Genomic DNA, 25,389 nt, shown 5'->3' on the forward strand with positions numbered 1-25,389 from the left:
CGGCCCTCTGGTCTCAACAGCCGCGATTCAGCATCCAAGGACGGGTGCCGCTCTCTTTGAGACGCTGCTTACCAGCCGGCTCCTTGGTTTCCTTACGCACCAGCCGCGGGCCGGACTGTTCCTGCTTCAGCCTGAGCGGACCGCTGAGCGACATCACAGGGGTGAACACGCGGACGCCTTCCGCCGTGCAGGTCGGGCAGTTGGTTTCTTTCTGGCGCTCATCAATGCTGCGCCAGACTTCATAGTTGTCGCAGCCATTGCTGCAGCTGTATTCGTAGACAGGCATGGTGCAAACGGTGAGAGAAACAAACGCAGAACGGCAATACAAAAGAAAAGGGGCCTGACACTCAGGCCCCCCCGTTTCCCTTGGCTGGTCAGCAGGGAAGAATGTCCTGATCGAAGATCGAGGTGGGGATAGCCAGGGTGCAACAGGCGTTGGGGATGTCAACGATGCCGCTGATCCTGCCTTCCACCGGCGCACAGCTCAGCAGCAGGTAGGCCTGCTCACCGGTGTAGCCGAACTTCTTGAGGTACTCAATGGCATTGAGACAGGCACGCCGGTAGGCAATGTGCACGTCCATGTAGTACTGCTTGCCTTCGAATTCATCGACGGAGATGCCTTCGAACACCAGGTAGTCGGAGTAGTGGGGTTCCACCGGGCTGGTCTTGAACATGGGGTTGACCATCCCATACTTCGCCATGCCACCTTTGATGATCTCCACATGGAGATCGAGGTAACCGGACATCTCGATGGCACCGCAGAAGGAGATCTCCCCATCCCCCTGGGAGAAGTGGATGTCACCCATCGAGAGCTTGGCGCCTTCGACATAGACGGGGAAGTAGATCCGCGTGCCCTTGGTGAGGTTCTTGATGTCACAGTTGCCGCCATGCTCCCGGGGCGGAACGGTGCGGGCGGCTTCGTTGGCCACCCGCGCGAACTCGCTGGATGGGAGGGTGCCGAGGATGGCGCTGTTGGGGTTGGGCAGGGCCGCCAGCACCGGCTCGCTGCCGGAGAGGCCGGCGCCATAGGTGCGGCGGTCGGGGGCGGTCTTCACCAGTTCCGTCTCGCGACGGTTCCACTCATTCAGCAGCTCCTGGGAAGGGGCGCAGCCGATCAGGCCCGGGTGGGTGATGCCGGCGAAACGCACACCGGGAATGTGGCGGGAGGAGGTGTAGATGCCCTCCAGATCCCAGATGGCTTTGGCGGCCTTGGGGTAGTGATCGGTGAGGAAGCCACCGCCGTTCTCCTTGGCGAAGATGCCCGTGAATCCCCATTCATCGCCTTGCAGGGCGCCGACATCAAGAATGTCGACCACCAGGATGTCGCCGGGCTGGGCCCCATTGACCCAGATCGGTCCACTCAGGACGTGAACAACCTCCAGATTGACATCTTCGATGTCTTTGGGGTCGTCGTTGTTCTTGATCTGGCCATCGGTCCAGTCCTTGCATTCGATCCGGAACACATCACCAGGATTCACCGAGGCCACGGCCGGAATCTCGGGATGCCAGCGGTTATGCCCGGGCATGTCCTGCTGATCCATCGGCTTGGTGAGATCGACGGAGAAGAGGGTTTTTGGCATCGAGAGACCGAGGCGCAGTTTCCTCACCATCCAAAAGGATGATCTGCGGCTCGAAAGTGTCTATTGCTACAGGATGCTGGCACCTTGACGTTCACTACATCAGATTGAAACAGGAATCATTATCACGCTGATGCTGGCGCAGCCACCGCCCCGATCGGGGGAAGGATCAGGTGTCGTCGAAATCGCCCTTTCGGCACAGATTGTCCTTCAGTCGTGAGACCCAGCCACTGGGTTCAAGACGTCCGGTCTTTTCCGTCCGACCGTCAAAATGGAACAGGAACTGCCAGCGATCCTTGACTGGGAATGCTCTCTTGGCGTTGAGATCGCTGATCGGATCGCCGAAGATGTTGTCATAGGTGGGCCAATTCGGTTCTCCTTTGACGCTGCAGATAGCCGTGACTTCGTACATCTGCCCCTTGGCATCTCCAGCCTCTGTTGTGATCTTCACGACACCCTTGTGAAGGCCATTGGCAACGCCCGGCGTGAAGGCTCTGACGAGCTCCACCCGGCTGCCGTCGGCCTCCACCAGCAGATCACCCGGCTTGGCCTTCTGGTTGGCCACCTCCCTGGAGGTGGCGCCGCAACCGGCCACGGCCAGCCCCAGGCAGACCAGCAGACCTGCTGCCAGAGGCTTCCGGGACCCCAGGCCCCCCACAGCGTCGGACAAGGTGTTGGAGCGATTCTGGGGCCAACCTAAGCCGACGCCAGCAGCCGCTCCCACAGGCCCTCAGCCCCGCTCGGCAGGGGCAGATCACTGTCCCCGCAGCGGTGGATCGGCCGGTGCCCCAGGCTGTTGATCAGCAGGGCCCCCTCGCTGGCCAGCAGGTCCGCGACGCCGAGGCGGCCCTCCCGCACCAGCCCCCGGGCCAGCCCTCGGCCCCGCATCACCCCCGGCAGGCAGCCGCTGGCCAGGGGCGGCGTGATCCACGCGCCCTTGAGGCGCACGAGCAGGTTGGCGCTGGTGCCGCAGCAGAGGTCGCCGCCACCTCCCAGCAGCAGGGCATCGTCGGCGCCGGCGGCCCGGGCCTCCCGCAGGGCCTGGATGGCGCCGGCATAGGCGAAGGTCTTGCAGCGGCCCACCAGGCTGTCGGGGTTACGGCGCTCCAGGCGGCTGACGATCACCGCCACCGGCGCGCTGGGTCGCGTCCAGGGGCTCAGCTGCAACCAGAAGCGCGGCCGCCCCTGGGGTTCGCCCGGCGCCGGCAGGGCCAGGCCCCGGCCGCCGCCGCTCCCCCGGCTCCAGTTGAGCCGCAGGGCGCCATCGCCGCGGAGGCCGCTGCGGGCCACGGCCTCCGCCAGCAGCGGCAGCACCCGATCGGCGCCGGGGGGGGGGTCCATCCCCAGGCTGGCGGCCGAGGCCTGCCAGCGCTCCAGGTGCTCCGCCAGCAGCCGGGGGCGCCCCGCCTGGACCAGCACCGTCTCGAACAAGCCATCGGCCAGCAGCAGGCCCCGGTCGCTCAGGGGCAGGCTGAGGTGGTCCGGGTCGCCCCAGGTTCCTTCCGGCGCTGGCGCATCGATCCAGGCGATGGCCGTGGGGCCTGGACCAGTGGGGTCGCCGCCGCTCATGCCAGGGCCTCCAGCAGGGGTTCGATCTTCCAGCCCATCTCCCGGGCCTCCCCCGCCGGGTCGGAGTCGGCGACGATGCCGCCACCGGCGTGCAGGCGCAGGCGGCGGCCCCTCTGCAGCAGGGTGCGGATGAGGATGCTGCTGTCGAAACCACCATCGGCCCCGAGGTGGAACAGGGAGCCGCAGTAGGGCCCCCGCGGCACCGGCTCGAGCTGGTTGAGGCGCCGGCAGGCGCGCACCTTGGGGGCACCCGTGATCGAGCCCCCCGGCCAGCAGGCGCGCAGCAGGTCCACCAGGCCACGGCCGTCGGCGAGCTGGCCCATCACCACCGAGGTGAGGTGGTGCACGTGGGCGTAGCTCTCCAGCCCCAGCAGCTGGGGCACATGCACCGACCCCGGCACGCAGACCCGGCCCAGGTCGTTGCGCAGCAGGTCGACGATCATCACGTTCTCGGCCCGGTCCTTGGGGTCGCAGATCAGGGCGGCGGCACTGGCGGCATCGGCGTCGGGGTCGCCGTGGCGTGGCCGGGTGCCCTTGATCGGCCGCGTCTCCACCCGCCCATCGGGGTGCAGGCGCAGGAAACGCTCGGGCGAGGCGGAGATCACCGCCTCCTCGCCGGCGATCGCCAGGCCCGCGAACGGGGCCGGTCCGTGGCCCACGAGGCGGCGGTACAGCGCCAGCGGGTCGGGCGGCTCCGGCCGCAGGCTCTCGCAGCAGGCGGTGAGGTTGGCCTGGAACAGATCACCGGCGGCGATCCACTCCCGCAGGATCCCCACCTGGGCGGCGTAGGTATCCGGGGGGGTGTGCCACTTCCAGGCATCCCGGGCGATGCCGGGCCCATCGGCGGCCACCTCTGCGGCCACTGCCGCGGCCGTACCCGGGTCCCGCAGCAGCCGGACCATGGCCGCCATCCGGGCGGGGTCATGGCCCTCGAGCCAGAGCCGCTGCTCGCCCCGATCGAAGTGGATCAGGGGATCGTGGCGGGCCGCCCACAGGGTGGCCATGTCGGAGCCCTGCCAGTGCTCGCCGGGCTCCACCCAGGCCCCGGCCTCGTAGCCGAGCCAGCCCAGCCACGGCCCCCCCTGGCGCTCCAGGTCCGCCAGGACGGCGAAGGGATCCTCCGCGCCTGGGGTGCCCGGCAGGCCCCGGCTGTCCACCGTGGCCAGCGGCTCCACCCCGAGCACGCCGCGGCGGCCGAGGGGGCTGCCGTCGCCATCGAGCAGCACCAGGCCGTCCTGGCCGAAACGGTCCGCCAGGACCCGGGCCAGGGACCGGGGCTCCAGCCAGGGGAGCGGCTCGCGCTTCAACCGTCGGCTCCGGCGCGGAGGGCAGCTCCGGCGCGGATCGCGGCGCTGGCCAGATCGGCCCGGCCGGCGGCGACCAGGGCGGCATCACGGATGCGGCAGCTGTCGCAGCGGCCGCAGGGGAGATCCTCGCCGCTGTAGCAGCTCCAGGTCTCCGCGATCGGCACCCCCAGCCGCAGGGCCTCGCGCACGATGGTGGCCTTGTCCCAGGCCACCAGGGGGGCCCAGAGGCGGGCGCCATGCCCCTCCCGCCCCGCCTTGGTGGCCAGGTCGGCCAGGCTCTGGAAGGCGGCCAGGTAGTCGGGGCGGCAATCGGGGTAGCCGGAGTAGTCCACCGCGTTGACCCCCAGCACCAGGCTGCCGGCCCCGCGGGCTTCGGCCAGGCTCAGTCCCAGGGCGATGAAGACCGTGTTGCGTCCGGGCACGTAGGTGGTGGGAATCACCCCCTCGCGCACCCCTTCGTCCGGGACGGGGATGGCCGGATCGGTGAGGGCCGAGCCACCCCAGGCCGCCAGGTTCACGGCGATCACGTGGTGCTCCTCCAGCGCCAGGGCTCCGGCCACGGTGGCGGCGGCGGCCAGCTCGCGCCGGTGGCGCTGGCCGTAATCAAAGGACAGGCCGATCACCCGGTGGCCCGCCTCGATCGCCAGGGCGGCGGCGGTGGCCGAATCCAGCCCGCCCGAGAGCAGGGCGATGGCCAGCGGCGTGGCGGGGGGGGGCGTGGCGGGGAAGCGCGTGATGGGGCTGGTGGGAACAGGGTGTCCCCATTGTGGAAGCGGCCGCAGGGGCCGGAGGATGCCATCGTGATCGAATGAGGATCCCCATGGCCCACGCCCTGCGCCGCGCCAGCCTGGCGGCGGCCACCGCCAGCTTCATCGTCACCCTGCCGTCCCTGCTCGCGGCATGGGGGGCTCCGGCCCTGGCCGTCCCCCGGCTGGATCTGACGCCTTACCCCAAACCCACCGCCGCCCAGACCCGCTGGGTGATCCAGCTGCCCGGCGTGCTGCCCGGCGGCGCCGATCCGCGCCTCTCCCCCCACCCAAGCGACTGGCGGGTGCAGCTGATCCCCGGCCGCCAGGTGGAGGCCGACTGCAACCAGCAGGCCTTCCGCGGCCGCTTCCGCGCCAGCAAGCTGAAGGGCCTGGGCGTCAGCGTCTACACGGTGAGCGATGTGGGCCCGATGGTGACGACCCGGATGGCCTGCCCCCCCGGCCAGGCGAAGCGCAAGGTGTTCGTGCCCATGGGCAGCAAGCCCTTCGTGGTGCCCTACGACGCCAGCCGGCCGATTGTGGTGTTCACCCCCAAGGATCTGGAGCTGCGCTGGCGGCTCTGGAAGGCGGAGAAGGTGCAGCAGCCGGCCCAGGCCCTCTGAGTCTTCAGCGCACCCCCAGCCACTTGTGGCTCTGCAGGCTGAGCCGCCAAGCCGGATGAGACCGCACATGATCAATCGCCAGACTCTGGCCCTCGGCGCTCTGCCAACCGGGTTGCAGCAGGAGCACAGGCGCTTCCGAGCCGCTCCCCGCGCGGGTCGTGCTGGCGGCGCGGGCCATGGCGTCAGCAAAGCCAAGGTCTGCTGGCTCGTGCACCACCACCTTGAGTTCGTGGCAGCGGGCCAGGACGTCGGCGCTCGGGGGGCGGTGGGGCTTGGGCGAGAGGGTGACCCAGTCGAAGCCGCCGCTGAAGGGCCCCACGCCGCTGGTTTCCAGGTGCAATGGCAGGCCCACCGCAGCCAGGGCGGCGCAGAGGGCGTCGAGGGGTTGCTGCAGGGGCTCGCCGCCGGTGATCACCACGAAGGCAGCCCCGGCGGCGGCGGCAGCGGTGGCCTCGGCCGCCAGGTCGGCCAGGGGGCGCCGCGGATGGGCCGCCTCCGGCCAGGAGTGCTTGGTGTCGCACCAGGGGCAACCAACATCGCAGCCCGCCAGGCGGATGAAGAAGGCGCTGCGGCCGGCATGGACACCCTCCCCCTGCAGGGAGTGAAAGGTTTCCACCACGGCCATCGCGGGCAGGTCGGGGGCAGGCATCTCAACCTCCACCATCGGAATCAGCCTGCAGGAGTTCCAGGTCAAGCCCCGCCCCGAGGAACTGGCGAAAATCCTGATCCAACGTGCTGGGACAGGGCCTGAAAGGCCTCCGATGCAGCCAGCGCATTCTGATTCGTGATCGACGCCGCTTGGTAGGCCGTGCAGAGCGCCGGAGTGGAGACCAGGCGCAGAAAGCTCTGCTGGGTGGCTCGGCAGAACAGGGCCGGAGCCGCGGGCGTGGCCTGAAGCAGCACCGCCTGGGCGGAGTGATGGGCTGGATGGGCCACGAAGACTGCCGCCACCCACACGTTGACATCAAGCAGGTGGGCCGGCACGGCGGAGGTCCTCCAGCTCCAGGCCTTGTTGCTCCAGCTGCAAGGCCGTGGCCAGATCGATTCCCGGCCGGTCGCTTGTTGTCTCACACCGGAACACCGGCAGCCCGGCTGAATCCACCATCACCCCATCGCTCGCGATGGGCACAGACGCCGTCGTGCTGCCATGGAGGCCCTGACGGATGGACTCAGCCACGAGTTCCTTGAGAGTGCGGCCCTGCTGGAGGGCCCGCTGCTTGGCTTGGCGCAAGAGGTGGTCCGGCAGGTCCAAGGTCGTTTTCATCAACCCATGGCTGCTGGAAACCCATTTTACGGGCGAACCAGCAAGCTGGGTTGCCCGTTGTTGGCGAGCCGATCCCCTGACGGCGTCAGGCCTGCACAGGCATCGCCTGGGGAGCGGACGTCGCCTGGGCCTGCTGGACGTTGCGGGCCACCTCACCGCGCCGCTGCTGGGCCGCCTCGATCAGGCCGCGGAACAGGGGGTGGGGCTTGCCGGGCCGGGACAGGAACTCCGGGTGGTACTGGCAGGCGGTGAAGAAGGGGTGGTCCTTGAGCTCGATCAGTTCCACCAGGCGGCCGTCCGGGGAGGTGCCGCTGATCTCGTAGCCCGATTCCAGGAACAGGGAGCGGTAGGCGTTGTTGAACTCGTAGCGGTGGCGGTGGCGCTCGTAGACCACCTCCTCGCCATAGAGGCGCTGGGCCATGGTGCCCGCCGTCAGCCGGCAGGGGTAGACGCCCAGCCGCATGGTGCCCCCCAGATCCACCACGTCCTGCTGTTCGGGTAGCAAGTGGATCACGGGGTGGGGGGTGGCGCGGTCGAGTTCGGCGCTGGTGGCACCCTCCAGGCCGGCCTGGTTGCGGGCCCACTCGATCACGGCGCACTGCATCCCCAGGCAGAGCCCCAGGAACGGCACCCGCTGCTCCCGGGCCCAGCGGATCGCGGCCACCTTGCCGTCGACACCGCGATGGCCGAAGCCGCCGGGCACCACCACCGCATCCATGCCCCGCAGCAGGGCATCGGCACCCTGGCTTTCGATCTGCTCGGCGCAGACCCAGTGGAGATCAAGGGAGGCGTCCCGCTCCAGGCAGGCATGGCGCAACGCTTCTACCACCGAGAGGTAGGCGTCGTTGAGCCGCACGTACTTGCCCACCAGGGCCACCTTCACGGCGGGCCCGGGGTGGCGCAGCTTCTCCACCAGATCGGCCCAGCGCGCCATGTCGCTGTCGTGGTCGACCAGGGAGAGGACGTCGAGCACCTGGCGGCAGAGGCCCTCGCTCTCCATGGCCAGGGGCACCGCATAGATGCTGTCGGCATCGAGGGCCTGGATCACGGCACTGGCCGGCACGCCGCAGAAGCCGCCGATCTTGGCCTTGAGGTCGGTGCTGATCGGCCGGTCGCTGCGGCAGACGAGGACGTCGGGCTGGATGCCGATCGAGCGCAGCTCCTTCACCGAGTGCTGGGTGGGCTTGGTCTTGAGTTCGCCGGAGGTGCCGATGAACGGCAACAGGGTGACGTGCACATAGGCGATGTCGTGACGGCCCACATCGCCCCGGAACTCGCGGATCGCCTCCAGGAACGGCAACGATTCGATGTCGCCCACCGTGCCGCCGATCTCGGTGATCACCACATCGGCGCCGCTGTTGGCCGCCACCCGGTGGATGCGCTCGCGGATCTCGCCGGTGATGTGGGGGATCACCTGCACGGTGCCGCCGTTGTAGTCGCCGCGGCGCTCCTTGTTGATCACCGCCTGGTAGATCGAGCCGGTGGTCACGCTGTTGAGGCGCGACATGGCCGTGTCGGTGAAGCGCTCGTAGTGGCCCAGATCCAGGTCGGTCTCGGCGCCGTCCTCGGTGACGAACACCTCACCGTGCTGGTAGGGGCTCATCGTGCCCGGATCCACGTTGAGATAGGGATCCAGCTTCAGGATCGAGACGCTGTAGCCCCGCGATTTGAGCAGCCGCCCGAGGCTGGCCGCCACGATGCCCTTACCGATGCTGGACACCACCCCGCCGGTGACGAAGACGAACTTCGCGGCATGGCCCCGCGGGGCGGACGGTGCGGACATCGGGCGCTGCGCTGATCCCCCAATCTACCGACCCCTTCCAGTCCGACCGCCCCCAGGATCTCCCCGCCCAGCACCCCCTCCCTCCCTTCCCCAGCCTCCTTGGGGAGGCCTGAGGGGGCTGGCCGTAGCCGGGCGTTGCCCGCAGCGCGGGCGCGCCCCGGCGCAGGCCAGAGCCCTCAGGCTCACCCCTCCAGGAGGCTCCGGAGCATCCACGCCGTCTTCTCGTGGATCTGCAGCCGCTGGGTGAGCAGGTCGGCGGTGGGCTGGTCGTTGGCTTCATCGGCGATGGTGAACACCGTGCGGATCGTGCGGGCCACCGCCTCGTGGCCCTCCACCAGTTCCCGCACCATGGCCAGGGCGGCGGGCACCCCGTCGGCCTCGGGGACCTAGGAGAGACCGGCGTAGATCGAGCCGCCGTAGGGGGCCGGGAAACCGAGGGCCCGGATGCGCTCGGCGATCAGGTCGAGGGCGGTCCAGAGCTCCGTGTACTGGCCCATGAACATCAGGTGGAGCGTGTTGAACATCGGCCCGGTGACGTTCCAGTGGAAGCCGTGGGTCTTGGAGTAGAGCACGGTGCTGTCGGCCAGCACGCGGCCGAGGCCCTCGGCGATCTGCTGGCGCTGATCCGCCGGAATGCCGATGTCGATGGGGGGAGCGGTGACGGTGGGGGGCATGGCGGGAAGGTGAGGGCGAAGGAAAGCGGTACAGCGAAGCTACTGAGAGATCGGCCGTTCGTTCCGTCTTCCAGGGATCGCCTCGACCCGGGCTGGGGGCGCCTAAGCCTCCTCGTCCGTCCAGGTGCTGGCCACGTGCAGCTCCTCCAGCTGCTTGGGCGCCACATCGGCCGGGGCCTGGGTCATCAGGCAGCGGGCCTGCTGGGTTTTCGGGAAGGCGATCGTGTCGCGGATCGATTCCTCGCCCGCCAGCAGCATCACCAGCCGGTCCATGCCGAAGGCGATGCCGCCGTGGGGCGGAGCGCCCATGTCGAGGGCCTCCATCAGGAAGCCGAACTGGCGCTCGGCCTCCTCCAGGGGCAGGCCGATGGTCTGGAGCACCTGGCGCTGCAGGGCCGAATCGTGGATGCGCAGGGAGCCGCCGCCCAGCTCCAGGCCGTTGAGCACCAGGTCGTAGGCCTGGGCGCGGGCCGTGGGGAGGGTGGTGGCCCACTGGTCGGGATCGCTGCCCAGGTCGCCCGGGTTGGGGGCACAGAAGGGATGGTGCAGGGCTTCGAGGCGGTTTTCGCCGGCGTTGAACTCGAACATCGGGAAATCCACGACCCAGAGGAAGTTCCACTGGTCGTTGTCCCGCTCGGCCGGCACCAGGCCCAGTTCGCGGGCCAGGTACTGGCGCACCCTGTCCAGGGCCTTGTTGACGGTGGCGGTGTCACCGGCGCCGAACAGCAGCAGGGTGCCTTCGCTGGCGCCGGTGCGCTGCAGCAGTTCCGCCTTCGTTGCGGCGGTGAGGTTGTCCTTGATGGCGCCGATCGTGTCGATCTCGCCGCCGGCCCGCACCCGGATGAAGGCCAGGCCGCCGGCTCCCGCCTTCTGGGCCTCGCTGAACACATCGCCGCCCGGCTTGATGCGCACGTTGCTGACGGCCTCGTTGCCGCCGGCCACGGCGATGCACTTCACCGAGCCCCCGGCCGCCACGGCGCCGGAGAACACCTTGAAGCCCATGCTGGCCACCAGGTCGCTCACGTCGGTGAGCTCCATGCCATAGCGGGTGTCGGGACGGTCGGTGCCGTAGCGGGCCATCGCCTCGTGCCAGGTGAGGCGAGGGAAGGGGCGGGGCAGCTCGATGCCCTTCACCGCCTTCCAGATGGCGGCGATCAGGCCCTCGTTAAGCGCCAGGATCTGCTCCTGGTCCATGAAGCTCATCTCCATGTCCAGCTGGGTGAACTCCGGCTGGCGGTCGGCCCGCAGGTCCTCGTCGCGGAAGCAGCGGGCCACCTGGTAGTACCGCTCCAGGCCTCCCACCATCAGCAACTGCTTGAACAGCTGGGGCGACTGGGGCAGGGCGAACCATTCCCCACCGCAGACCCGGCTGGGCACCAGGTAGTCGCGGGCGCCCTCGGGGGTGGAGCGGGTGAGCACCGGGGTCTCCACCTCGATGAAGCCTTCCCCCTCCAGATAGCCGCGAGCAGCCTTGACGGTGGCGTGGCGCAGCCGCAGGTTGCGGGCCATGCGCTCGCGGCGCAGGTCGAGGTAGCGGTGGCGCAGCCGCAGTTCCTCGCGGGTGTTCTCCTCGTCGTGCACCGACACCGGGAAGGGCAGGTTGCCGCGCACCTCATTGAGCACCGTGATGCCACTCGCCAGCACCTCGATGGCGCCGGTGGCGAGGCGTTCGTTGAGGGACTCGGCCGGCCGGGCCCGCACCTTGCCCTCCACCCGCAGCACGGTCTCGTTGCGCAGCCGCTCGGCCACGGCGAAGGCGGCGGGGGCCAGATCGGGATCCACCGTGATCTGCACGGTGCCCGTGCGGTCGCGCAGGTCGATGAAGATCACCCCGCCGTGGTCACGGCGCCGGTCGACCCAGCCGCACAGCTGGGCCTGCTGGCCGATGGCGTCGTTGCGCAGATCGCCGCACCCGTGGCTGCGCATGGGGAAGAACACATCAATCCGCGAGTTTCCCACAGGGCGCCCGCGGCCCTGGCGTCCTCAGCCGCGCCGGTAGAACGGCCGCCTGACCACCACGGCCGGCTCGGCCCGGCCGCGGATCTCCACCGCCAGCTCCGTGCCGGGCTTGGCCGCCACCGCCGGCACATAGGCCAGGGCCACCGCTTCCCCCAGGGTGGGGGACCAGGTGCCGCTGGTGACCTCACCCACCGCCACGCCGTCCTGCAGGACCGGGTAGCCGTGGCGGGCGATGGCACGGCCCTGCAGCTTCAGCCCCACCAGCTTGCGGCCCACCCCCTCAGCGGTCTGGCGCTCCAGGGCGGCCCGGCCGATGAAGTCGGCGGGCATCTCCAGGTGCACCAGCCAACCCAGACCCGCCTCCAGGGGGGTGGTGGCCGCATCCATCTCGTTGCCGTAGAGGTGCATCGCCGCCTCCAGCCGCAGGGTGTCGCGGGCGCCGAGACCGCAGGGGATGACGCCCTCGGCCAGCAGCCGCTGCCACAGCGCCACGCCGGCCTCGCGGCCCAGCAGCAGCTCGAAGCCGTCCTCACCGGTGTAGCCCGTGCGGCCCACGAACACCGGCGCGCCGTCGATGGCCAGCTCCCGGTGGCCGAAGCGGGGCAGTCCCGCCAGGCTCGTGCCCACCAGGGCCTCCAGGCGGGCGGGGGCCTCCGGGCCCTGCAGGGCCAGCAGCACCCCGTCGCCCTTGCGGTCGGTGATGGTGATCCCCTCGGGTTCCAGCTGGCTGGCGATCCAGGCGGTGTCGGCCTCGGCGCAGGCGGCGTTGATCACCAGCACCAGTTCATCGCGCTCGCCCTCGGGGCCGTCCACCCGACCCCGGTCGTAGACAATCAGATCGTCGCGGATGCCGCCGGCTTCGTTGAGCAGGACGGTGTAGCTGGCCTCGCCGGGGCCGATGCGGAACAGGTCGGTGGGCACCAGCCGCTGCAGGGCATCCTTGGTGCCCTGCCCCCGCAGGGTGAGCACGCCCATGTGGGAGATGTCGAAGACGCCGCAGTGCTGGCGCACGGCGTTGTGCTCCTGCACCAGGCCGGAGAACTGGATCGCCATCCGCCAGCCGGCGAACGGCACCATGCGGGCGCCCGCTGCATCGGCGGCGGCGTCCAGGGGTGTGCGGCGCAGGGAGGTGGTATCCATCGAGGCGGCCGGCCGGCCATGGGGACGCCGGTGCCCGGTGGCGCAATCCTATGGAGCGGTCGACCTCGGCCTGGGGAAGCGCTGTCGCCTCCAATACGGAAGAAAGCCTGTGATTCGGCTTTCACCCCTATCACACTGGCGAAGAACTGCGTACTTTGGTTAGCCCACCAGGTCAACCGGATGGGCAACCGTCCCAACTGTCGCAGCTGTCGCCACTGCACCCCCCCTGCCGGGGTGGAGATGGGATGGTGCCAGCTGCGTCAGCTGCCCATCCATCCCGATCTGGTGGCCGACCTTTGGTGCCATCACTGGACGGCACGACCCCCCCGGCTGCCGGTGGTGTCCCCCGACGGCCTGCTGAAGCCGGGGCACGTTCCGGTGGGCAGCCAGCAGCTCAGCCTGGCCACCGGCCTCTCCTGACGGCGCCGGAAGGGTCAAATGTGTGACGAGTCATACATTTCTGGCTTTTTTTCCCGTTTCTCCCCTCCTTCTCCTAGCAAAGCGCCCTGTTTGGCCCTAGGAAAGATCTACTTGTTCACCCCCACCTCGGAGGTCCCCTGAATTGATCAGAACCGCCACTTCCCCATCACCCATCGACCTGATGGCCGTTCATGTGGATTGTGAAACCTTCACCCTCCCCACAGGAGCCCACGTCTTCTCCCGCGGCGCCAGCGCCAACGCCATCTACGCCGTGCGTCGCGGCATCGTCGAGCTGGTGGGCGAGCAGGGTGAGAAAACCTGCTTCCGCCCGGGAGAACTGTTCAGCTACCAAGACATCACCTGGCGCGAGCTGAGCCACCGCAGCGACGCCTTCGCCCGAACGCCGGTGGAGGTGCTGCGCCTCGATCGGCTCCGCTTCCTCAACCTGCTGCACAACCACCCCACCCTGGCCGTGCAGCTGATCGGCCAGCAGCACACCCGCCTGCGCGAGCAGCGCGCCAGCGGCACCTGCTGTTACTGAGCACCAAGCAGCAGCAGCAGGCTGCGGGTCACCTTGGCGGCCAGCACGGCGCTGACGCCGCTGGGGTCGAGCTGGGGCGCCAGCTCCACCACATCGGCGGCCACCAGCTGGTGATGGCGCAGTTCCTCCACCAGCTCGGCGAACTGGGGCCAGTGGAAGCCACCGGGCTCCGGGGTGCCCGTGCCCGGCAGCACGGCGGGATCGAACCAGTCGAGGTCGACGGTTAGATAGAGAGGCCGGCCCCGCAGTGGGGCGAGCGCCTCGGCCATCGCGGCGATCGGCACCAGCCGGCCGCTGCTGCGCAGCTCCTGGAACTCCTCGCGGGTGCCGCTGCGGATGGCGATCTGGCGCAACTCCCCGCTGGGCAGCACCTCCAGGCAGCGACGCATGGCGCAGGCATGGCTGTGGCGGGCCCCGAGCCAGCTCTGGCGCAGGTCGGCGTGGGCATCGAGCTGCACCAGCACCAGATCGGGGTGGCGCTGCGCCACCGCCGCCACGGCCCCACTGCTGATGGAGTGCTCACCGCCCAGCATCAGGGGCGCCAGACCCAACGCCAGCACCGCTTCGGTGGCCTGGTGCACCGCCGCCACGACCGGCTCGGGGGCGCCGAAGGGGATCGCCACGGCCCCGAGGTCGGCGAAGGCCAGGTCCTCGAGATCCAGCTCGAGCTGGGGGTCGTAGCTCTCCAGGCCGCTGCTCACGTCCCGGATCGCCGCCGGACCGAAGCGGGCGCCGGGGCGGAAGGAGGTGGTGCCGTCGTAGGGAACGCCGAACAGGCCCACGGCACAGCCCGCCGGCTCGCGGCGGGCCCCCATGTAGATCGCCCCTTCGGTGTCGAACAGCTCCGGGTTCATGGCTGGCTCGCCACATCGGCCAGCTGGCGCTCCACGAAGGCCGGCACCGCCTCGAAGGCCCCCCGCTGCCAGCGCGGCGACCAGATGCTGCAGCCCGGCGCCACCGCCGCGGCGCGCTCCGCCAGGGGCTCCCGGTAGCGGGGGCCTTCGGGGCAGGCGAAGGTCCAGCTCCACCAGCCGCTGGGGTACATGGGCACCCAGCCGTACATCGGATCGGCATGGCCGAACACCTCGCGCAGCAGCCGCACGGTGTCGATGTGGACCTGGCGGAAGGCCTCGGGGGATTCGCTCTGGGTGGCGAACACACCGCCTGGGCGCAGCAGGCGGCGGCAGTGCTGGAAGAAGCTGCGGTTGAACAGGCCCTCGGCAGGTCCGGCCGGATCGGAGCCATCCACCAGCACCACGTCGTAGCTGGCGTCGGGGGCTTCGGCCGCCCAGGCGATGCCGTCACCGACGGTGAGGTGGAAGCGGGGGTCGCTCCAGGCGGCGCCGCCGAGGCTGGGCAGGTGCTTGCGGGAGAGCTCCACCACCAGCCCGTCGATCTCCACCATGTCGAGGTGGGCGACGCCGGGGTGGCGCAGGCACTCGCGGGCGGTGCCGCCGTCACCGCCGCCGATCACCAGCACCCGTTCGATCGACGCGGCGGCGCAGAGGGCCGGATGCACCAGGGGTTCGTGGTAGTGCCGCTCCTGCTTCTCCGCCGTCATCCAGCAGCCGTCGAGCAGCAGCCCCTTGCCGTAGGTCTGGCTGTCGATGATCGTGATCCGCTGGTAGGGGCTGGTGTGCTCCTCCACCACGGTGGCGGCCAGCCCGTAGCGCACCCCGCCCAGCTCCTCGTCCACCCAGGCGCCCGGTTGCTCTTGCGGTCCCATGCGGTTGGCTCGTGGCTTTCCAGCTAAACCTTCGGCAGGACCCCTTGTCACGGCGCCATGGCACATTCCAGACGCCAACTCCTTGGGCTCCTCGCCCTGACGGGCGCCGGCGTGGCCCTGGAGACCCTGGGGCCCCGGCCGGCAGCGGCCGCCGCCGCCGATGACACCCTGACGGAGCGGCTCTCGGTGTGCCGTCCCGATGGCGACCCTCTGCAGGAGCTGCTGCGCCGCAACCGCGACTTCTCCCGCACCTGGCAGGCGGCCGAGCGCAGCGACGATCCCCAGGGCCGGGCCACCCTGCTGCACGAGACCTGGCCGCTCCACTGCCAGGTGCGCCCCGATGCCCTGGCCGCCGGCCAGCGGCCCTGGGCGTCGGTGCTCTGCTGCGCCGATTCGCGGGTGGCGCCGGAGTGGATCTTCGCCTGCGGCGCCGGGGAACTGTTCGAGGTGCGCAGCGCCGGCAACACGGCCTTCGACGCGGGTGTCGCCTCCCTGGAGTACGCCGTGGCGGAGCTGGCGGTGCCCCTGATCCTGGTGATGGGCCACAGCGGCTGCGGCGCGGTGACCGCCGCCATGGCCAGCAACCCGCTCACACCCCTGCTGGAGGAGCTGGTGGCGCCGATCCGGGCCAGCCTCGAGCCCGGTGCCGACCTGGCCCAGGCGGTGCGCCGCAACGCCGCCGCCGCCGCCGCCGCGCTGCCGCAACGCAGTGCCCTGCTGCGCCAGGCCGTGGCGGACGGGCGCCTGCGCATCCAGGCCGCCTACTTCGACATCGGCAGCGGCGACGTGAGCCTGGTGTGAGAGGCGATCTGCCCCTGGGGAACGGCCTGGTGATCCCGGCGGCCGAGCTGGGCTGGCGGTTTTCGCGCGCCTCCGGCCCCGGGGGCCAGGGGGTGAACACCACCGACTCCCGGGTGGAGCTGGTGTTCGACCTGGCCGCCAGCGGCGCCCTCCCCCCGACCCTGCGGGAGCGGGCCCTGCGGCGGCTGGCGGCCAGGCTCACCCCGGCCGGCCTGGTGATCGTGGCGGCGGAGCAGCGCTCCCAGTGGCAGAACCGTCAGGCGGCGCAGAAGCGCCTGGTGGAGCTGATCCAGGCGGCGATCGCGCCGCCGCCGCCACCCCGCCGGCCGACCAAGCCCAGCCGCGGCTCGGTGGAGCGCCGGCTGAAGGCCAAGCGGCAGCGGGGATCGATCAAGAACCACCGGCGGCAGGGTCCGCCTGAGGATGGGTAGGCCCAGGGCCGCTCTCGGAGCGGATCTGGGCTTTGGCCGCCTGCCAGTGGCCCTCCAGTTCGGCGAGTCCGCGGCCGCCGAGGTCGCCGCCCAGGGCGGCCTCCACCCGGGAAAAGCGATCGAGGAAGCGGCGGTTGGTGCCGGCCAGGCCCTCCTCGGGGTCGAGATCGCACCAGCGGGCCACGTTCACCAGGGTGAACAGCACGTCGCCCAGTTCCTCCTGGGCATGGGCCCGGTCGCCGCTGGCCACGGCCTCCCGCAGCTCGTCCATCTCCTCCTGCACCTTGGCCCACACCCCCTCGATGGCGTCCCACTCGAAGCCGGCGGCGGCGGCCTTGCGCGAGATGGTCATGGCGCCGGCCAGGGCCGGCTGGCCGCGCACCTTCTGGGCCAGCCGGTCGCTGAGGGGGCTGGCGCTTGCTGGCTGTTGGCGCTCGGCGGCCTTGATCGCCTCCCAGCTGCGGCGCACGGCCTCGGGGTCATCGGCCCGCTCCGCCGCCGGATCGAACACGTGCGGGTGGCGGCGCACCAGCTTGGCGGCGATGGAGCGGGCGACGGCGGCCAGATCGAAGCCCCCCGCTTCGCTGGCGATGCGGGCGTGGAGGACCACCTGCAGCAGCAGGTCGCCCAGCTCTTCGGCCAGGTGATCGTCGTCGCCCTGGCGGATCGCATCGGCCACCTCATGGGCCTCCTCCAGCACGTAGGGAATCAGGGAACTGTGGGTCTGGGCCAGGTCCCAGGGGCAGCCGCCATCCGGGTCCCGCAGACGGTCCACGATCGTCACCAGTTCCGCCAGGGCCTCCTGCGCGGCCCCCCCATCGGCTTCAGATGTAAAAAGCGGCCGGAAACCGGACATCACAGGGAGGCGTAAACCACGGGGACCATCCTTGGCGATCGCGACGCAGACGTTGACGTCAGTGGCCAGGTGGACCCTGGCGGTGGCTGCGAATACCCATGGCGGTTGCTGTGACTACCCCGTGGATGGGATCAGCGAGGGGCCGATGCTTACTCCCGCCCCGGCCTGAGAACAACACCGACCCCATCCCACCACCGCCGAATGCCGTTGAGGGGTGCCGCCGAGCCCATTGGTGGTCAGCGACACCAGGGCAGGCATCGGCGACCACAGGGCTAGGCCCCGGGGCGATCGATCGCGTCGTGAAGCGATGATCCACCGGGCGGCGGCGGGCCCGGCCACGATCACCCCAGCCGGCGCCATCCGATCTCCTTGCCATCATCCGGATGCCGGTGGAGAGCCTGCAGGGCAATGGTTGTGAGCAGCAGAACCTCCCGAGAACCGACCAGGTGAGCTCCATTCGCCAGCACAAACATGTTCTGGCTCCAGACACAGAACAGCATCGCAGATGGAATCACGAAAAGCCTGCTGATTTAAGACCACTGAATGGCAGTGAAGGCACAGAGATCACCGAGCCTGAGCTCCATCAACGGCCGCCATCTTTGCAAAAGGCAGATATCCAGGGACGGGCCTGGACCGCCCGGAAACAGGGGCGCTTTACGTTTCGTTACGCTCGACGGGCGAGCTGTGACGGCTGCTACCTTTCACGGCCACTCAACCGAAGCGAACCCCAACACCACGTGGCATTCATCTCCGACTTCCTCCCGCTCTTCCTGGAGCAGGTTCAGTCCCCGACCCTGGGATTCCTGATCGGCGGGATCATCGTGGCCGCCCTTGGCAGCCAGCTGGCCATCCCCGATTCGATCTACAAGTTCATCAGCTTCTTCCTGCTGATGAAGATCGGCCTGACGGGCGGGATCGCGATTCGCAATTCCAACCCCACCGAGATCTTTCTGCCAGCTCTTGCGGCGGTCCTGGTTGGCATCGTGATCGTTTTCATCGCCCGCTGGACCCTGGGCAAACTTCCCGGCATCAGCGTCCCTGACGCCGTGGCCACCGGCGGACTGTTCGGAGCGGTGAGTGGCTCCACCCTGGCGGCCGTGCTGCCGCAGCTGGATTCCGCCAAGATCCCCTATGAGGCCTGGACGGCGGCCCTCTATCCCTTCATGGACATTCCGGCGCTGGTGACGGCCATCGTGGTCGCCAGCGTCTACCTCTCCAAGAAGAGCGGCAACACCGCCGAGAAAATCGAAATCTGGCCGATCATCAAGGAAAGCATCCAGAGTTCGGCCGTCACGTCGCTGCTGCTGGGCGTGGCCCTCGGCATCCTCACCAAGCCCGAGCCCGTCTACGAGAGCTTCTTCAACCCCCTGTTCCGCGGCTTCCTCGCGATTCTGATGATCATCATGGGGATGGAAGCGGCCCAGCGGATGAACGAGCTTCGCAAGGTGGCCCAATGGTTTGCCATCTACGCCTTCATTTCCCCCATCGTCCATGGCTTCCTGGCCTTCGGCGTCGGCCTGATCATCCACAAGATCACCGGCTTCAGCATCGGTGGCGCCGTCGTGCTGGCGGTGATCGCCGCCTCCAGCTCGGATATCTCGGGTCCGCCCACCCTGCGTGCCGGCATCCCCTCGGCGAATCCCTCGGCCTACATCGGTGCTTCCACGGCCATCGGCACGCCCGTGGCGATCGCCATCTGCATCCCGCTGTTCATCGGGATTGCAGAGGTGATGCTTGGCCGTTAAAGTCCATAACTGAATATTCACTCACCATCGTCACTGACAAGAGGTCAAACCCATGAGTCAACAGGTCTGGAAACTGGTGATCGTTGGAGAGGAAATCCTTTCCAAGAAACTCATCAAGCTCATCAAGGCTGCTGGGGCCACCGGTTATACGGTCAACTCCGCAGGAGGAGAAGGTAGCCGTAATGTGCGCTCCACCGGAGAGCCCAGCGTGTCGCACACCCTCTCCAATGTGAAGATCGAAGTGCTCACCGGCACCCGCGAACTGGCCGACACCATCACCCGTCAGATCGAAGCCAAGTTCTACGCGGACTACTCCATCATCACTTACATCTACCAGGTGGAAGCCCTGCGCGATCACAAGTTCTGAACCACCGGGTCCCCTGGCCCCCACCCGTTCCTGCCCGGAGGGGGGGGTGCTCTCGGCCGCCGGCTGGAGTGGATGACCGGCATCAATCACCAGCACTGATCGGATCCATCACAGGATCCATTCGTTTCTGGTGTCGTCCAGACAACAGTTCGAGCCTCCTTCCTTCTACAACTGCACCCACCCGTACCCCACCTGATGGATCTGCTGCCCACCTTGCTGATGGAAGTCGGCAGCCACCAGGTTGAAGTGACGGAAACCCTGATCGGGGTTGGCCGTTTTCTCGTCATTTTCGTGGCGGCCCGTTTCATGGCGGAGCTGATGGTGCGCCTGCAGCTGCCCACCATCCTCGGTGAACTGGTCGCCGGGGTGATCATCGGTGCCTCCGGTCTGCATCTGGTGGTGCCCCCTGAGGCCCAGGCCCAGCTGAGCGGCGCCCTGCTCGGGCTGCTGAGCTCCCTGGGCGGGATGACCCCGGAGTCCGTCAGTTCGCTCTACAGCGAGACGTTCTCCAGCCTGAAGGTGGTGGCCGAGCTCGGCCTGTTTTCGCTGCTGTTCCTGACGGGCCTCGAGAGCGAGCTGGATGAACTCGTGGCCGTTGGGATCCAGGCCGGAACCGTGGCCTTCACCGGGGTGGTGCTGCCCTTCGCCGCCGGCACCGCCGGTCTCTACTACCTCTTCCACGTGCCGTTCATCCCGGCCGTCTTCGCCGGCGCCGCCATGACGGCCACCTCGATCGGCATCACCGCGAGTGTGTTCGGTGAACTGCAGTGGCTGAAGCGCAAGGAGGGCCAGATCGTCATCGGTGCCGCCGTGCTGGACGACATTCTGGGCATCGTGATCCTGGCGGTGGTGGTCTCCCTGGCCGGGGGAGGTTCGTTCACCCTCGGGCCGGTGCTGAAGCTGTGCACCGCTGCGGTGATCTTCGTGGCTGTGGCGCTGTTGCTGAGCCGCTATGCCGCTCCCGGCTTCGACTGGGTGGTGGACCGTCTCAAGGCCCCTGGGGATGTGGCGGTAGCCAGCTTCGTGGTGCTCACCCTCTGTTGCTTCGCCGCCCAGGCCATCGGCCTCGAGGCCGCCCTGGGGGCCTTCGCCGCCGGCCTGATCCTCAGCGCCTCCAAGCACACCCATGCGATCGACACCGCGGTCAAACCCCTGGTGGCCCTGTTCGCCACGGTGTTCTTCGTGCTGATCGGCACCGGCATGGACCTCTCGGTGCTGAACCCCTTCGATCCCGCCAACCGCGAGGGTCTGGTAGTGGCCCTGTTCCTGCTGGTGGTGGCCGTGGCGGGCAAGGTGGCGGCGGGCTGGACCTACACCAGCAAGGACCCCACCAACCGGCTGGTGGTGGGTCTGGGGATGATGCCCCGTGGGGAGGTGGGTCTGATCTTCCTGGGTCTGGGAACCCAGGCCGGCATCCTCACCCCTGCCCTCGAAGCCGCCATCCTGTTGATGGTGATCGGCACCACCTTCCTGGCCCCGATTCTGCTGCGGCTCGTGATCGGGGGTCTGCCGGAGGCCGCCGCTGAGAGCACCTGAGGCGCCTGGCGTCCCTGCCCATCCGATTCTTCGCCCGGCCGGTACCCCCCGGACTCCACCCCCTCCATCCATGGGCGTTACCAACCTGAACGGCCCCACCAGCACCCTGGCCCCGCCATTCCCGGCCCTGCGCCGCGGTCGGCTCGACACCCTGCAGGTGAACCTGGGCTACCGCTGCAACCAGAGCTGCAGCCACTGCCATGTGGGCGCCGGCCCCAGCCGCACCGAAATGATGGGGGCCGACACCATGGCCCTGGTGCCGGCGGTGCTGCGGGCGCGGGACATCACGTGCCTCGATCTCACCGGCGGTGCCCCGGAGCTGCACCCTGGCTTCCGCGACCTGGTGCGTCAGGCCCGGGGGCTGGGGGTGGCGGTGATCGACCGCTGCAACCTCACCATCCTCAGTGAGCCTGGCCAGGAGGACCTGGCCGCCTTCCTGGCCCGGCAGGGGGTGAAGGTGGTGGCCTCCCTGCCCTGCTACCTCGCCGACAACGTCGACCGGCAGAGGGGTGATGGGGTGTTCGCGCGCAGCCTCGCGGGCCTGCGCCAGCTCAACGACCTCGGCTACGGCGATCCCGACGCCGGCCTGGAGCTGGATCTGGTGTACAACCCCCAGGGCCCCAGCCTGCCGCCGCCCCAGAAGGCCCTCGAGGCCGACTACCGACGGGAACTGGCCGATCGCTTCGGGCTGCGCTTCAACCGCCTGTTCACGATCACCAACATGCCCATCCAGCGCTTCGCGGCGGTGCTGCGCCAGCAGGGGGAGCTGGAGGCCTACATGGCCCTGCTGCGCCAGCACCACAACCCGGCCAATCTGGAGCAGGTGATGTGCCGCTCCACCCTCAGCGTCGACTGGCAGGGCTATCTCTACGACTGTGACTTCAACCAGATGCTCGACCTGCCGGCCGGCACCGCCCACCCCCGGACCCACCTGCGCCAGCTGCTGGAGCAGGACCCTGACGGCGAGCCGATCGCCGTGGCCGAGCACTGTTTCGGCTGCTCCGCCGGCGCCGGCTCCAGCTGCGGGGGCGCCCTGAGCTGAAGCCCCGCCCGTCCCAGCCACCCGCCGCCCAAGCCCCAGGCCCACCAGCCCCCGCAACCTTCCCCCGATGACCAGCGCCACCGATCTGCACCGCAGCGTGCAGGAGTACTACGGCTCCACCCTCAGCAGCAGCGCCGACCTGCGCACCAGCGCCTGCTGCGATGCCACCAGCATGCCGCCGCCGCTGCGGCCCCTGCTGGGCCGGATCCACCCCGAGGTGCTGAGCCGCTACTACGGCTGCGGCCTGGTGGCGCCGCCGCTGCTGGAGGGCCTGCGGGTGCTCGACCTGGGCTGCGGCAGCGGCCGCGATGTGTACCTGCTGGCCCAGCTGGTAGGGGCCGGCGGCGAGGTGGTGGGCATTGACATGACGCCGGAGCAGCTGGCGGTGGCCCGGCGCCATGCCGACCACCACGCCGGGGTGTTCGGCTACGCCAACGTGCGGTTCCTGGAGGGCCGCATTGAGCAGCTGGAGGCCCTGCCCCTGGAGCCAGGCAGCTTCGATCTGGTGATCTCCAACTGCGTCGTCAACCTGTCGGCCGACAAGCTGGCGGTGCTGGGCGGGGTGCGGCGGCTGCTGAAGCCCGGCGGGGAGTTCTTCTTTGCGGATGTGTATGCCGACCGGCGCGTACCCGAGACCCTGCGCCACGATCCGGTGCTGCACGGTGAATGCCTCAGCGGCGCCCTCTACTGGAACGACTTCCTGCGGCTGGCGCGCCAGGCCGGCTTCGCCGATCCGCGCCTGGTGGACGACCGGCCCCTGGAGATCACCGACCCGGAGCTGGCCGCCCGCACCGGCGCGATCCGCTTCTTCTCCGCCACCTACCGGCTGTTCCAGATCGAGGCCCTGGAGGACGCCTGCGAGGACCACGGCCAGGCGGTGATCTACCGGGGCAGCATCGCCGGCCACCCCGACGCCCTGCCCTTCGACAAGCACCACCACATCGAGACGGGCCGGGTGTTTCCGGTCTGCGGCAACACCTTCCGCATGCTCGCGGAGAGCCGGCTGGCGCCCCATTTCGACTTCATCGGTGATTTCAGCCGCCACTACGGCCTGTTCGAGGGTTGCGGCAGCGCCCTCCCCTTCGATGCGGCCGGCGCCCCTACCGCCCCTGGCGGCGCCTGCTGCTGAGGCGACGGCCCAGGGCGCGCAGGGGCCGCGGCAGCCGCGGGATCGGATCGCCGTCCTGGAGCAGGTGCAGCCAGCTGCTGACCTCCAGGCCCACGAAGGCGGCCAGCAACAGGGGCCGCTGGGAGCCCCAGAGCTCCCGGCCCCGCTGCAGCAGCTCGCCGGGCGGCGGGGCGCCCAGGGGCCCAAGGGCGGCGCAGACGAGCAGCACCAGCACCGCCAGCCAGAGGAGCCGCAGGCTGGTGCCCAGCAAGGGGCTGTGGGAGAACAGGGAGCGGTGGCTGAGCAGGCGCCGATAGGGCCACCAGAGCAGCCGCAGGGGGCCCCAGCGGCGGGTGGCGTTGGAGTGGGTGTCGAGGTCGGGGGAGAGCCAGAGGCCGCCGAGCAGAAAGGCGCCGCTGGCGACGGCGACTCCCACTGGCCCCAGGGCCGGCCACCAGAGCAGCCCGAAGGGCAGGGCCAGCCAGCGGGTGGCGCGATCGTGGCGGCGGCCGCTGGCCATGGCCGGGCTCCGGACGCTGCCGGCAACGTACCGGCCAGAGGCGCCGGGCGCCCGGCCCGGTGCGGCCCTTCCGCCAGAATGGCGCTATCGCCCGATTAGCTCAGCGGTAGAGCGCCTGCCTTACAAGCAGGATGTCGCTGGTTCGAAACCGGCATCGGGCATCAGCAAAACCATTGCTACAGCAGGGGTCTTCACTTCCTTGCCTCTGGCCTCATGCACCATGCTCCAGCTCGCTAGCGCAGTTTTGCGCTAATTTCTGCGCTAACAGCTGACCCCCTGCTCAGCTGGCGTTGGATCGATGTCCCCCGTTGCTGCCAAGGGCCGTTCTGGCACTCCCGCCTGGGAACGGGACCTCCGCTCCCTCGTCAAGCGCGAGCACGGCTTCGGCTGGAGCCTGAGTGAACAGAGCGGCAAGGCCAAACTCACCCACCGCTACCCCGACGGCCTGCGCAGCAGCGTCACGCTGAACCTTCCCTGGCGCAGCAGCAGCGCGACGTCTGTTCTGGCTCAAATCAAGGCCATCCGTGAACGGATGGAAGAGTCCCAGCTGGGGCTGCAGGAAGCCGCCGTGTTCACAGAAGAGCCATCGCTGGAGCCCAGCAACCAGTCATGCTCCATCGACTGGCCGTCCATCGTCCGGGCGTTTCAGAAGCACAAGACGTCGGACACCGGCGCGCTGAAACCAGGGACCTGGGAGGAGATGTATGCCCCCGTCATGCGCCAGGTCGACGAGGTTCTCAACCAGCGGCCGTTGCCCAGGGATGGTCCAGCCCTTCTGGCGAAGCTGCGAGATGCTTTCGGTGGCGAACCAGGCAGCAGTGGAAGGCGCCACCGGATTCAGTACGCCGCCCAGCTGCTCGTCTTTGCCGTGTCGCGAGCAGGTGCGGACAGACGCTGGGCCCCACCACAGGACCTATCGGCGCTGATCGGCAAACGGCTCCAGCAGAAGCGGGACTCGACCCCGATCACGGACCCTCAGTTGATTCGGTTGCTGGCCGGCATCCCAGACGAGCGATGGCGACTGCTGGTCGAATTGCTGGCCTGCTTCGGGCTCAGGCCCGTTGAGGCGAAGCACTGCCGACCGACCGTTGACGGCAAGTTGAACGTGACGTACGTCAAGCGCACGAGTCGAGGCAGTACCAAGCCCCGCAAGGTGTCCGGGCTCGACCCCATCGGCTTGCCCAACCTCTCCGCCAGCGTGCTGGAGCGCCTTGCTTGTGGCAGGCCCGAGCTTCCTCCAATGGGCAACTCCGACGGGGTGAGCGCGAATGCCCTGACGACCTATTTGAACCGTCGAGCGATCTGGCACCAGCTGCGGGAAGAGGCTGAGGCGGCGGGGGAACACCTGACGACCTACTCCTTCAGGCATGGCTTTGCGTTGCGGGCGCATCAAGCGGCCGGTCTCAGTCCAAGAACCACAGCCGCGCTCATGGGCCACAGCCTTCAGACCCACAGCACCACCTATGGGCAGTGGACAGACGAACAGACCCTCGACTTGGCGGTCAACCAGGCCAGGCAACGCCTGGATGTTCGGCGACGATTAGGTAGGCGGGTCCGCGCAACTACATAGGCGGGTCTCAAGACGCGACAACAGGGTTCCGATTCCGGTCTGGAGCCCTGCGATGCCCGCCCCTCTGTCGTTGCGGATCAAGGA

Annotated in this window: 26 protein-coding genes, 1 tRNA gene and 1 pseudogene; 12 read left to right on the forward strand and 16 right to left on the reverse strand. The window is 69.1% G+C overall.

Features of this window, described 5'->3' with window-relative positions; translation table 11 throughout:
• Nucleotides 1–13 precede the first annotated feature (13 nt).
• From KBZ12_RS10535 to queC, 6 genes are all read right to left on the reverse strand, one after another.
• Nucleotides 14–286, reverse strand: coding sequence for an FmdB family zinc ribbon protein (locus tag KBZ12_RS10535; protein ID WP_216906351.1), 273 nt, complete (start codon nucleotides 284–286; stop codon nucleotides 14–16).
• An 88-nt stretch (nucleotides 287–374) separates the two neighbouring features.
• Complete coding sequence (fmdA, locus tag KBZ12_RS10540; RefSeq protein WP_254957915.1) at nucleotides 375–1,580, reverse strand: formamidase; 1,206 nt, start codon at nucleotides 1,578–1,580, stop codon at nucleotides 375–377.
• 166 nt (nucleotides 1,581–1,746) lie between these two features.
• Nucleotides 1,747–2,247, reverse strand: coding sequence for a hypothetical protein (locus KBZ12_RS10545; protein WP_254957916.1), 501 nt, complete (start codon nucleotides 2,245–2,247; stop codon nucleotides 1,747–1,749).
• A 26-nt stretch (nucleotides 2,248–2,273) separates the two neighbouring features.
• Complete coding sequence (locus tag KBZ12_RS10550) at nucleotides 2,274–3,146, reverse strand: aminotransferase class IV (protein ID WP_254957917.1); 873 nt, start codon at nucleotides 3,144–3,146, stop codon at nucleotides 2,274–2,276.
• On the reverse strand, nucleotides 3,143–4,453 hold the full coding sequence (locus tag KBZ12_RS10555; protein ID WP_254957918.1) for an anthranilate synthase component I family protein: 1,311 nt from the start codon (nucleotides 4,451–4,453) through the stop codon (nucleotides 3,143–3,145). The genes KBZ12_RS10550 and KBZ12_RS10555 overlap by 4 nt, the downstream gene beginning before the upstream one ends.
• A complete protein-coding gene (gene queC / locus KBZ12_RS10560) occupies nucleotides 4,450–5,151 on the reverse strand; it encodes a 7-cyano-7-deazaguanine synthase QueC (RefSeq protein ID WP_254957944.1) in 702 nt (233 codons plus the stop codon). Before queC ends, KBZ12_RS10555 begins: the two co-directional genes overlap by 4 nt.
• A 122-nt stretch (nucleotides 5,152–5,273) precedes the next feature.
• Here queC and KBZ12_RS10565 point away from each other — a divergent pair, with 122 nt between their 5' ends.
• The gene (locus KBZ12_RS10565; protein WP_254957919.1) at nucleotides 5,274–5,822 is read left to right on the forward strand and encodes an ecotin family protein; all 549 of its coding nucleotides are present in this window, start codon (nucleotides 5,274–5,276) and stop codon (nucleotides 5,820–5,822) included.
• A 4-nt stretch (nucleotides 5,823–5,826) separates the two neighbouring features.
• On the opposite strand, the gene KBZ12_RS10570 is transcribed toward KBZ12_RS10565, so the two are convergent.
• The 6 genes and pseudogenes from KBZ12_RS10570 to gcvT all read right to left on the reverse strand — a co-directional run bounded on the left by KBZ12_RS10570 (nucleotide 5,827) and on the right by gcvT (nucleotide 12,642).
• Nucleotides 5,827–6,471, reverse strand: coding sequence for a 7-carboxy-7-deazaguanine synthase QueE (locus KBZ12_RS10570; protein ID WP_254957920.1), 645 nt, complete (start codon nucleotides 6,469–6,471; stop codon nucleotides 5,827–5,829).
• 315 nt (nucleotides 6,472–6,786) lie between these two features.
• Nucleotides 6,787–7,086, reverse strand: coding sequence for a hypothetical protein (locus KBZ12_RS10575; protein ID WP_254957921.1), 300 nt, complete (start codon nucleotides 7,084–7,086; stop codon nucleotides 6,787–6,789).
• Nucleotides 7,087–7,171: 85 nt separating this feature from the next.
• Nucleotides 7,172–8,869 carry a CTP synthase gene (locus KBZ12_RS10580; RefSeq protein ID WP_254957922.1) on the reverse strand — a complete coding sequence of 566 codons (1,698 nt, stop codon included), beginning with the start codon at nucleotides 8,867–8,869 and terminating at the stop codon, nucleotides 7,172–7,174.
• 182 nt (nucleotides 8,870–9,051) lie between these two features.
• Nucleotides 9,052–9,543 (reverse strand): annotated as a pseudogene (locus tag KBZ12_RS10585) (Dps family protein).
• Nucleotides 9,544–9,645: 102 nt separating this feature from the next.
• Complete coding sequence (aspS, locus tag KBZ12_RS10590; protein ID WP_254957923.1) at nucleotides 9,646–11,469, reverse strand: aspartate--tRNA ligase; 1,824 nt, start codon at nucleotides 11,467–11,469, stop codon at nucleotides 9,646–9,648.
• Between the two features lie 57 nt (nucleotides 11,470–11,526).
• Entirely contained in the window at nucleotides 11,527–12,642 is a 1,116-nt protein-coding gene (gene gcvT / locus KBZ12_RS10595; RefSeq protein ID WP_254957924.1) for a glycine cleavage system aminomethyltransferase GcvT, read from the reverse strand.
• Between the two features lie 180 nt (nucleotides 12,643–12,822).
• Here gcvT and KBZ12_RS10600 point away from each other — a divergent pair, with 180 nt between their 5' ends.
• Entirely contained in the window at nucleotides 12,823–13,062 is a 240-nt protein-coding gene (locus KBZ12_RS10600) for a hypothetical protein (protein WP_254957925.1), read from the forward strand.
• A gap of 181 nt (nucleotides 13,063–13,243) precedes the next feature.
• Nucleotides 13,244–13,603, forward strand: a complete 360-nt coding sequence (locus KBZ12_RS10605) for a cyclic nucleotide-binding domain-containing protein (protein ID WP_254957926.1) — start codon at nucleotides 13,244–13,246, stop codon at nucleotides 13,601–13,603.
• Here KBZ12_RS10605 and speB read toward each other — a convergent pair.
• Complete coding sequence (gene speB, locus KBZ12_RS10610) at nucleotides 13,597–14,457, reverse strand: agmatinase (RefSeq protein WP_254957927.1); 861 nt, start codon at nucleotides 14,455–14,457, stop codon at nucleotides 13,597–13,599. The genes KBZ12_RS10605 and speB overlap by 7 nt on opposite strands.
• Nucleotides 14,454–15,329 (reverse strand): polyamine aminopropyltransferase, encoded by an 876-nt coding sequence (gene speE / locus KBZ12_RS10615; RefSeq protein ID WP_254957928.1) that lies wholly within the window; start codon nucleotides 15,327–15,329, stop codon nucleotides 14,454–14,456. The genes speB and speE overlap by 4 nt, the downstream gene beginning before the upstream one ends.
• Before the next feature lie 57 nt (nucleotides 15,330–15,386).
• Here speE and KBZ12_RS10620 point away from each other — a divergent pair, with 57 nt between their 5' ends.
• Both KBZ12_RS10620 and arfB read left to right on the forward strand, forming a co-directional pair.
• Nucleotides 15,387–16,130 carry a carbonic anhydrase gene (locus tag KBZ12_RS10620; protein WP_254957929.1) on the forward strand — a complete coding sequence of 248 codons (744 nt, stop codon included), beginning with the start codon at nucleotides 15,387–15,389 and terminating at the stop codon, nucleotides 16,128–16,130.
• Nucleotides 16,127–16,561 (forward strand): alternative ribosome rescue aminoacyl-tRNA hydrolase ArfB, encoded by a 435-nt coding sequence (gene arfB, locus KBZ12_RS10625; RefSeq protein WP_254957930.1) that lies wholly within the window; start codon nucleotides 16,127–16,129, stop codon nucleotides 16,559–16,561. Before KBZ12_RS10620 ends, arfB begins: the two co-directional genes overlap by 4 nt.
• On the opposite strand, the gene mazG is transcribed toward arfB, so the two are convergent.
• The gene (gene mazG, locus KBZ12_RS10630) at nucleotides 16,521–17,417 is read right to left on the reverse strand and encodes a nucleoside triphosphate pyrophosphohydrolase (RefSeq protein ID WP_254957931.1); all 897 of its coding nucleotides are present in this window, start codon (nucleotides 17,415–17,417) and stop codon (nucleotides 16,521–16,523) included. The genes arfB and mazG overlap by 41 nt on opposite strands.
• 737 nt (nucleotides 17,418–18,154) lie before the next feature.
• Between mazG and KBZ12_RS10635 the strand changes: the two genes are divergently transcribed.
• The 5 genes from KBZ12_RS10635 (at nucleotide 18,155) to KBZ12_RS10655 (ending at nucleotide 23,236) form a co-directional block, all read left to right on the forward strand.
• The gene (locus tag KBZ12_RS10635) at nucleotides 18,155–19,162 is read left to right on the forward strand and encodes a sodium-dependent bicarbonate transport family permease (RefSeq protein ID WP_254957932.1); all 1,008 of its coding nucleotides are present in this window, start codon (nucleotides 18,155–18,157) and stop codon (nucleotides 19,160–19,162) included.
• A 52-nt stretch (nucleotides 19,163–19,214) separates the two neighbouring features.
• On the forward strand, nucleotides 19,215–19,529 hold the full coding sequence (locus tag KBZ12_RS10640; RefSeq protein WP_254957933.1) for a P-II family nitrogen regulator: 315 nt from the start codon (nucleotides 19,215–19,217) through the stop codon (nucleotides 19,527–19,529).
• A 195-nt stretch (nucleotides 19,530–19,724) separates the two neighbouring features.
• The gene (locus KBZ12_RS10645) at nucleotides 19,725–21,065 is read left to right on the forward strand and encodes a cation:proton antiporter (RefSeq protein ID WP_254957934.1); all 1,341 of its coding nucleotides are present in this window, start codon (nucleotides 19,725–19,727) and stop codon (nucleotides 21,063–21,065) included.
• Nucleotides 21,066–21,135: 70 nt separating this feature from the next.
• Complete coding sequence (gene arsS, locus KBZ12_RS10650; RefSeq protein ID WP_254957936.1) at nucleotides 21,136–22,107, forward strand: arsenosugar biosynthesis radical SAM (seleno)protein ArsS; 972 nt, start codon at nucleotides 21,136–21,138, stop codon at nucleotides 22,105–22,107.
• Nucleotides 22,108–22,174: 67 nt separating this feature from the next.
• Nucleotides 22,175–23,236 carry a methyltransferase domain-containing protein gene (locus KBZ12_RS10655; protein ID WP_254957937.1) on the forward strand — a complete coding sequence of 354 codons (1,062 nt, stop codon included), beginning with the start codon at nucleotides 22,175–22,177 and terminating at the stop codon, nucleotides 23,234–23,236.
• Here the strand turns inward: KBZ12_RS10655 and KBZ12_RS10660 are convergent.
• Entirely contained in the window at nucleotides 23,208–23,735 is a 528-nt protein-coding gene (locus tag KBZ12_RS10660; RefSeq protein WP_254957938.1) for a metal-binding protein, read from the reverse strand. The genes KBZ12_RS10655 and KBZ12_RS10660 overlap by 29 nt on opposite strands.
• Nucleotides 23,736–23,824: 89 nt before the next feature.
• Here KBZ12_RS10660 and KBZ12_RS10665 point away from each other — a divergent pair.
• Nucleotides 23,825–23,896, forward strand: a tRNA-Val gene (locus KBZ12_RS10665).
• Nucleotides 23,897–24,033: 137 nt separating this feature from the next.
• A complete protein-coding gene (locus tag KBZ12_RS10670) occupies nucleotides 24,034–25,305 on the forward strand; it encodes a site-specific integrase (RefSeq protein WP_254957939.1) in 1,272 nt (423 codons plus the stop codon).
• The last annotated feature ends 84 nt before the right edge of the window (nucleotides 25,306–25,389 follow it).

This window comes from Cyanobium sp. Cruz CV13-4-11 (assembly GCF_024346055.1).
Lineage (GTDB): Bacteria > Cyanobacteriota > Cyanobacteriia > PCC-6307 > Cyanobiaceae > Cyanobium.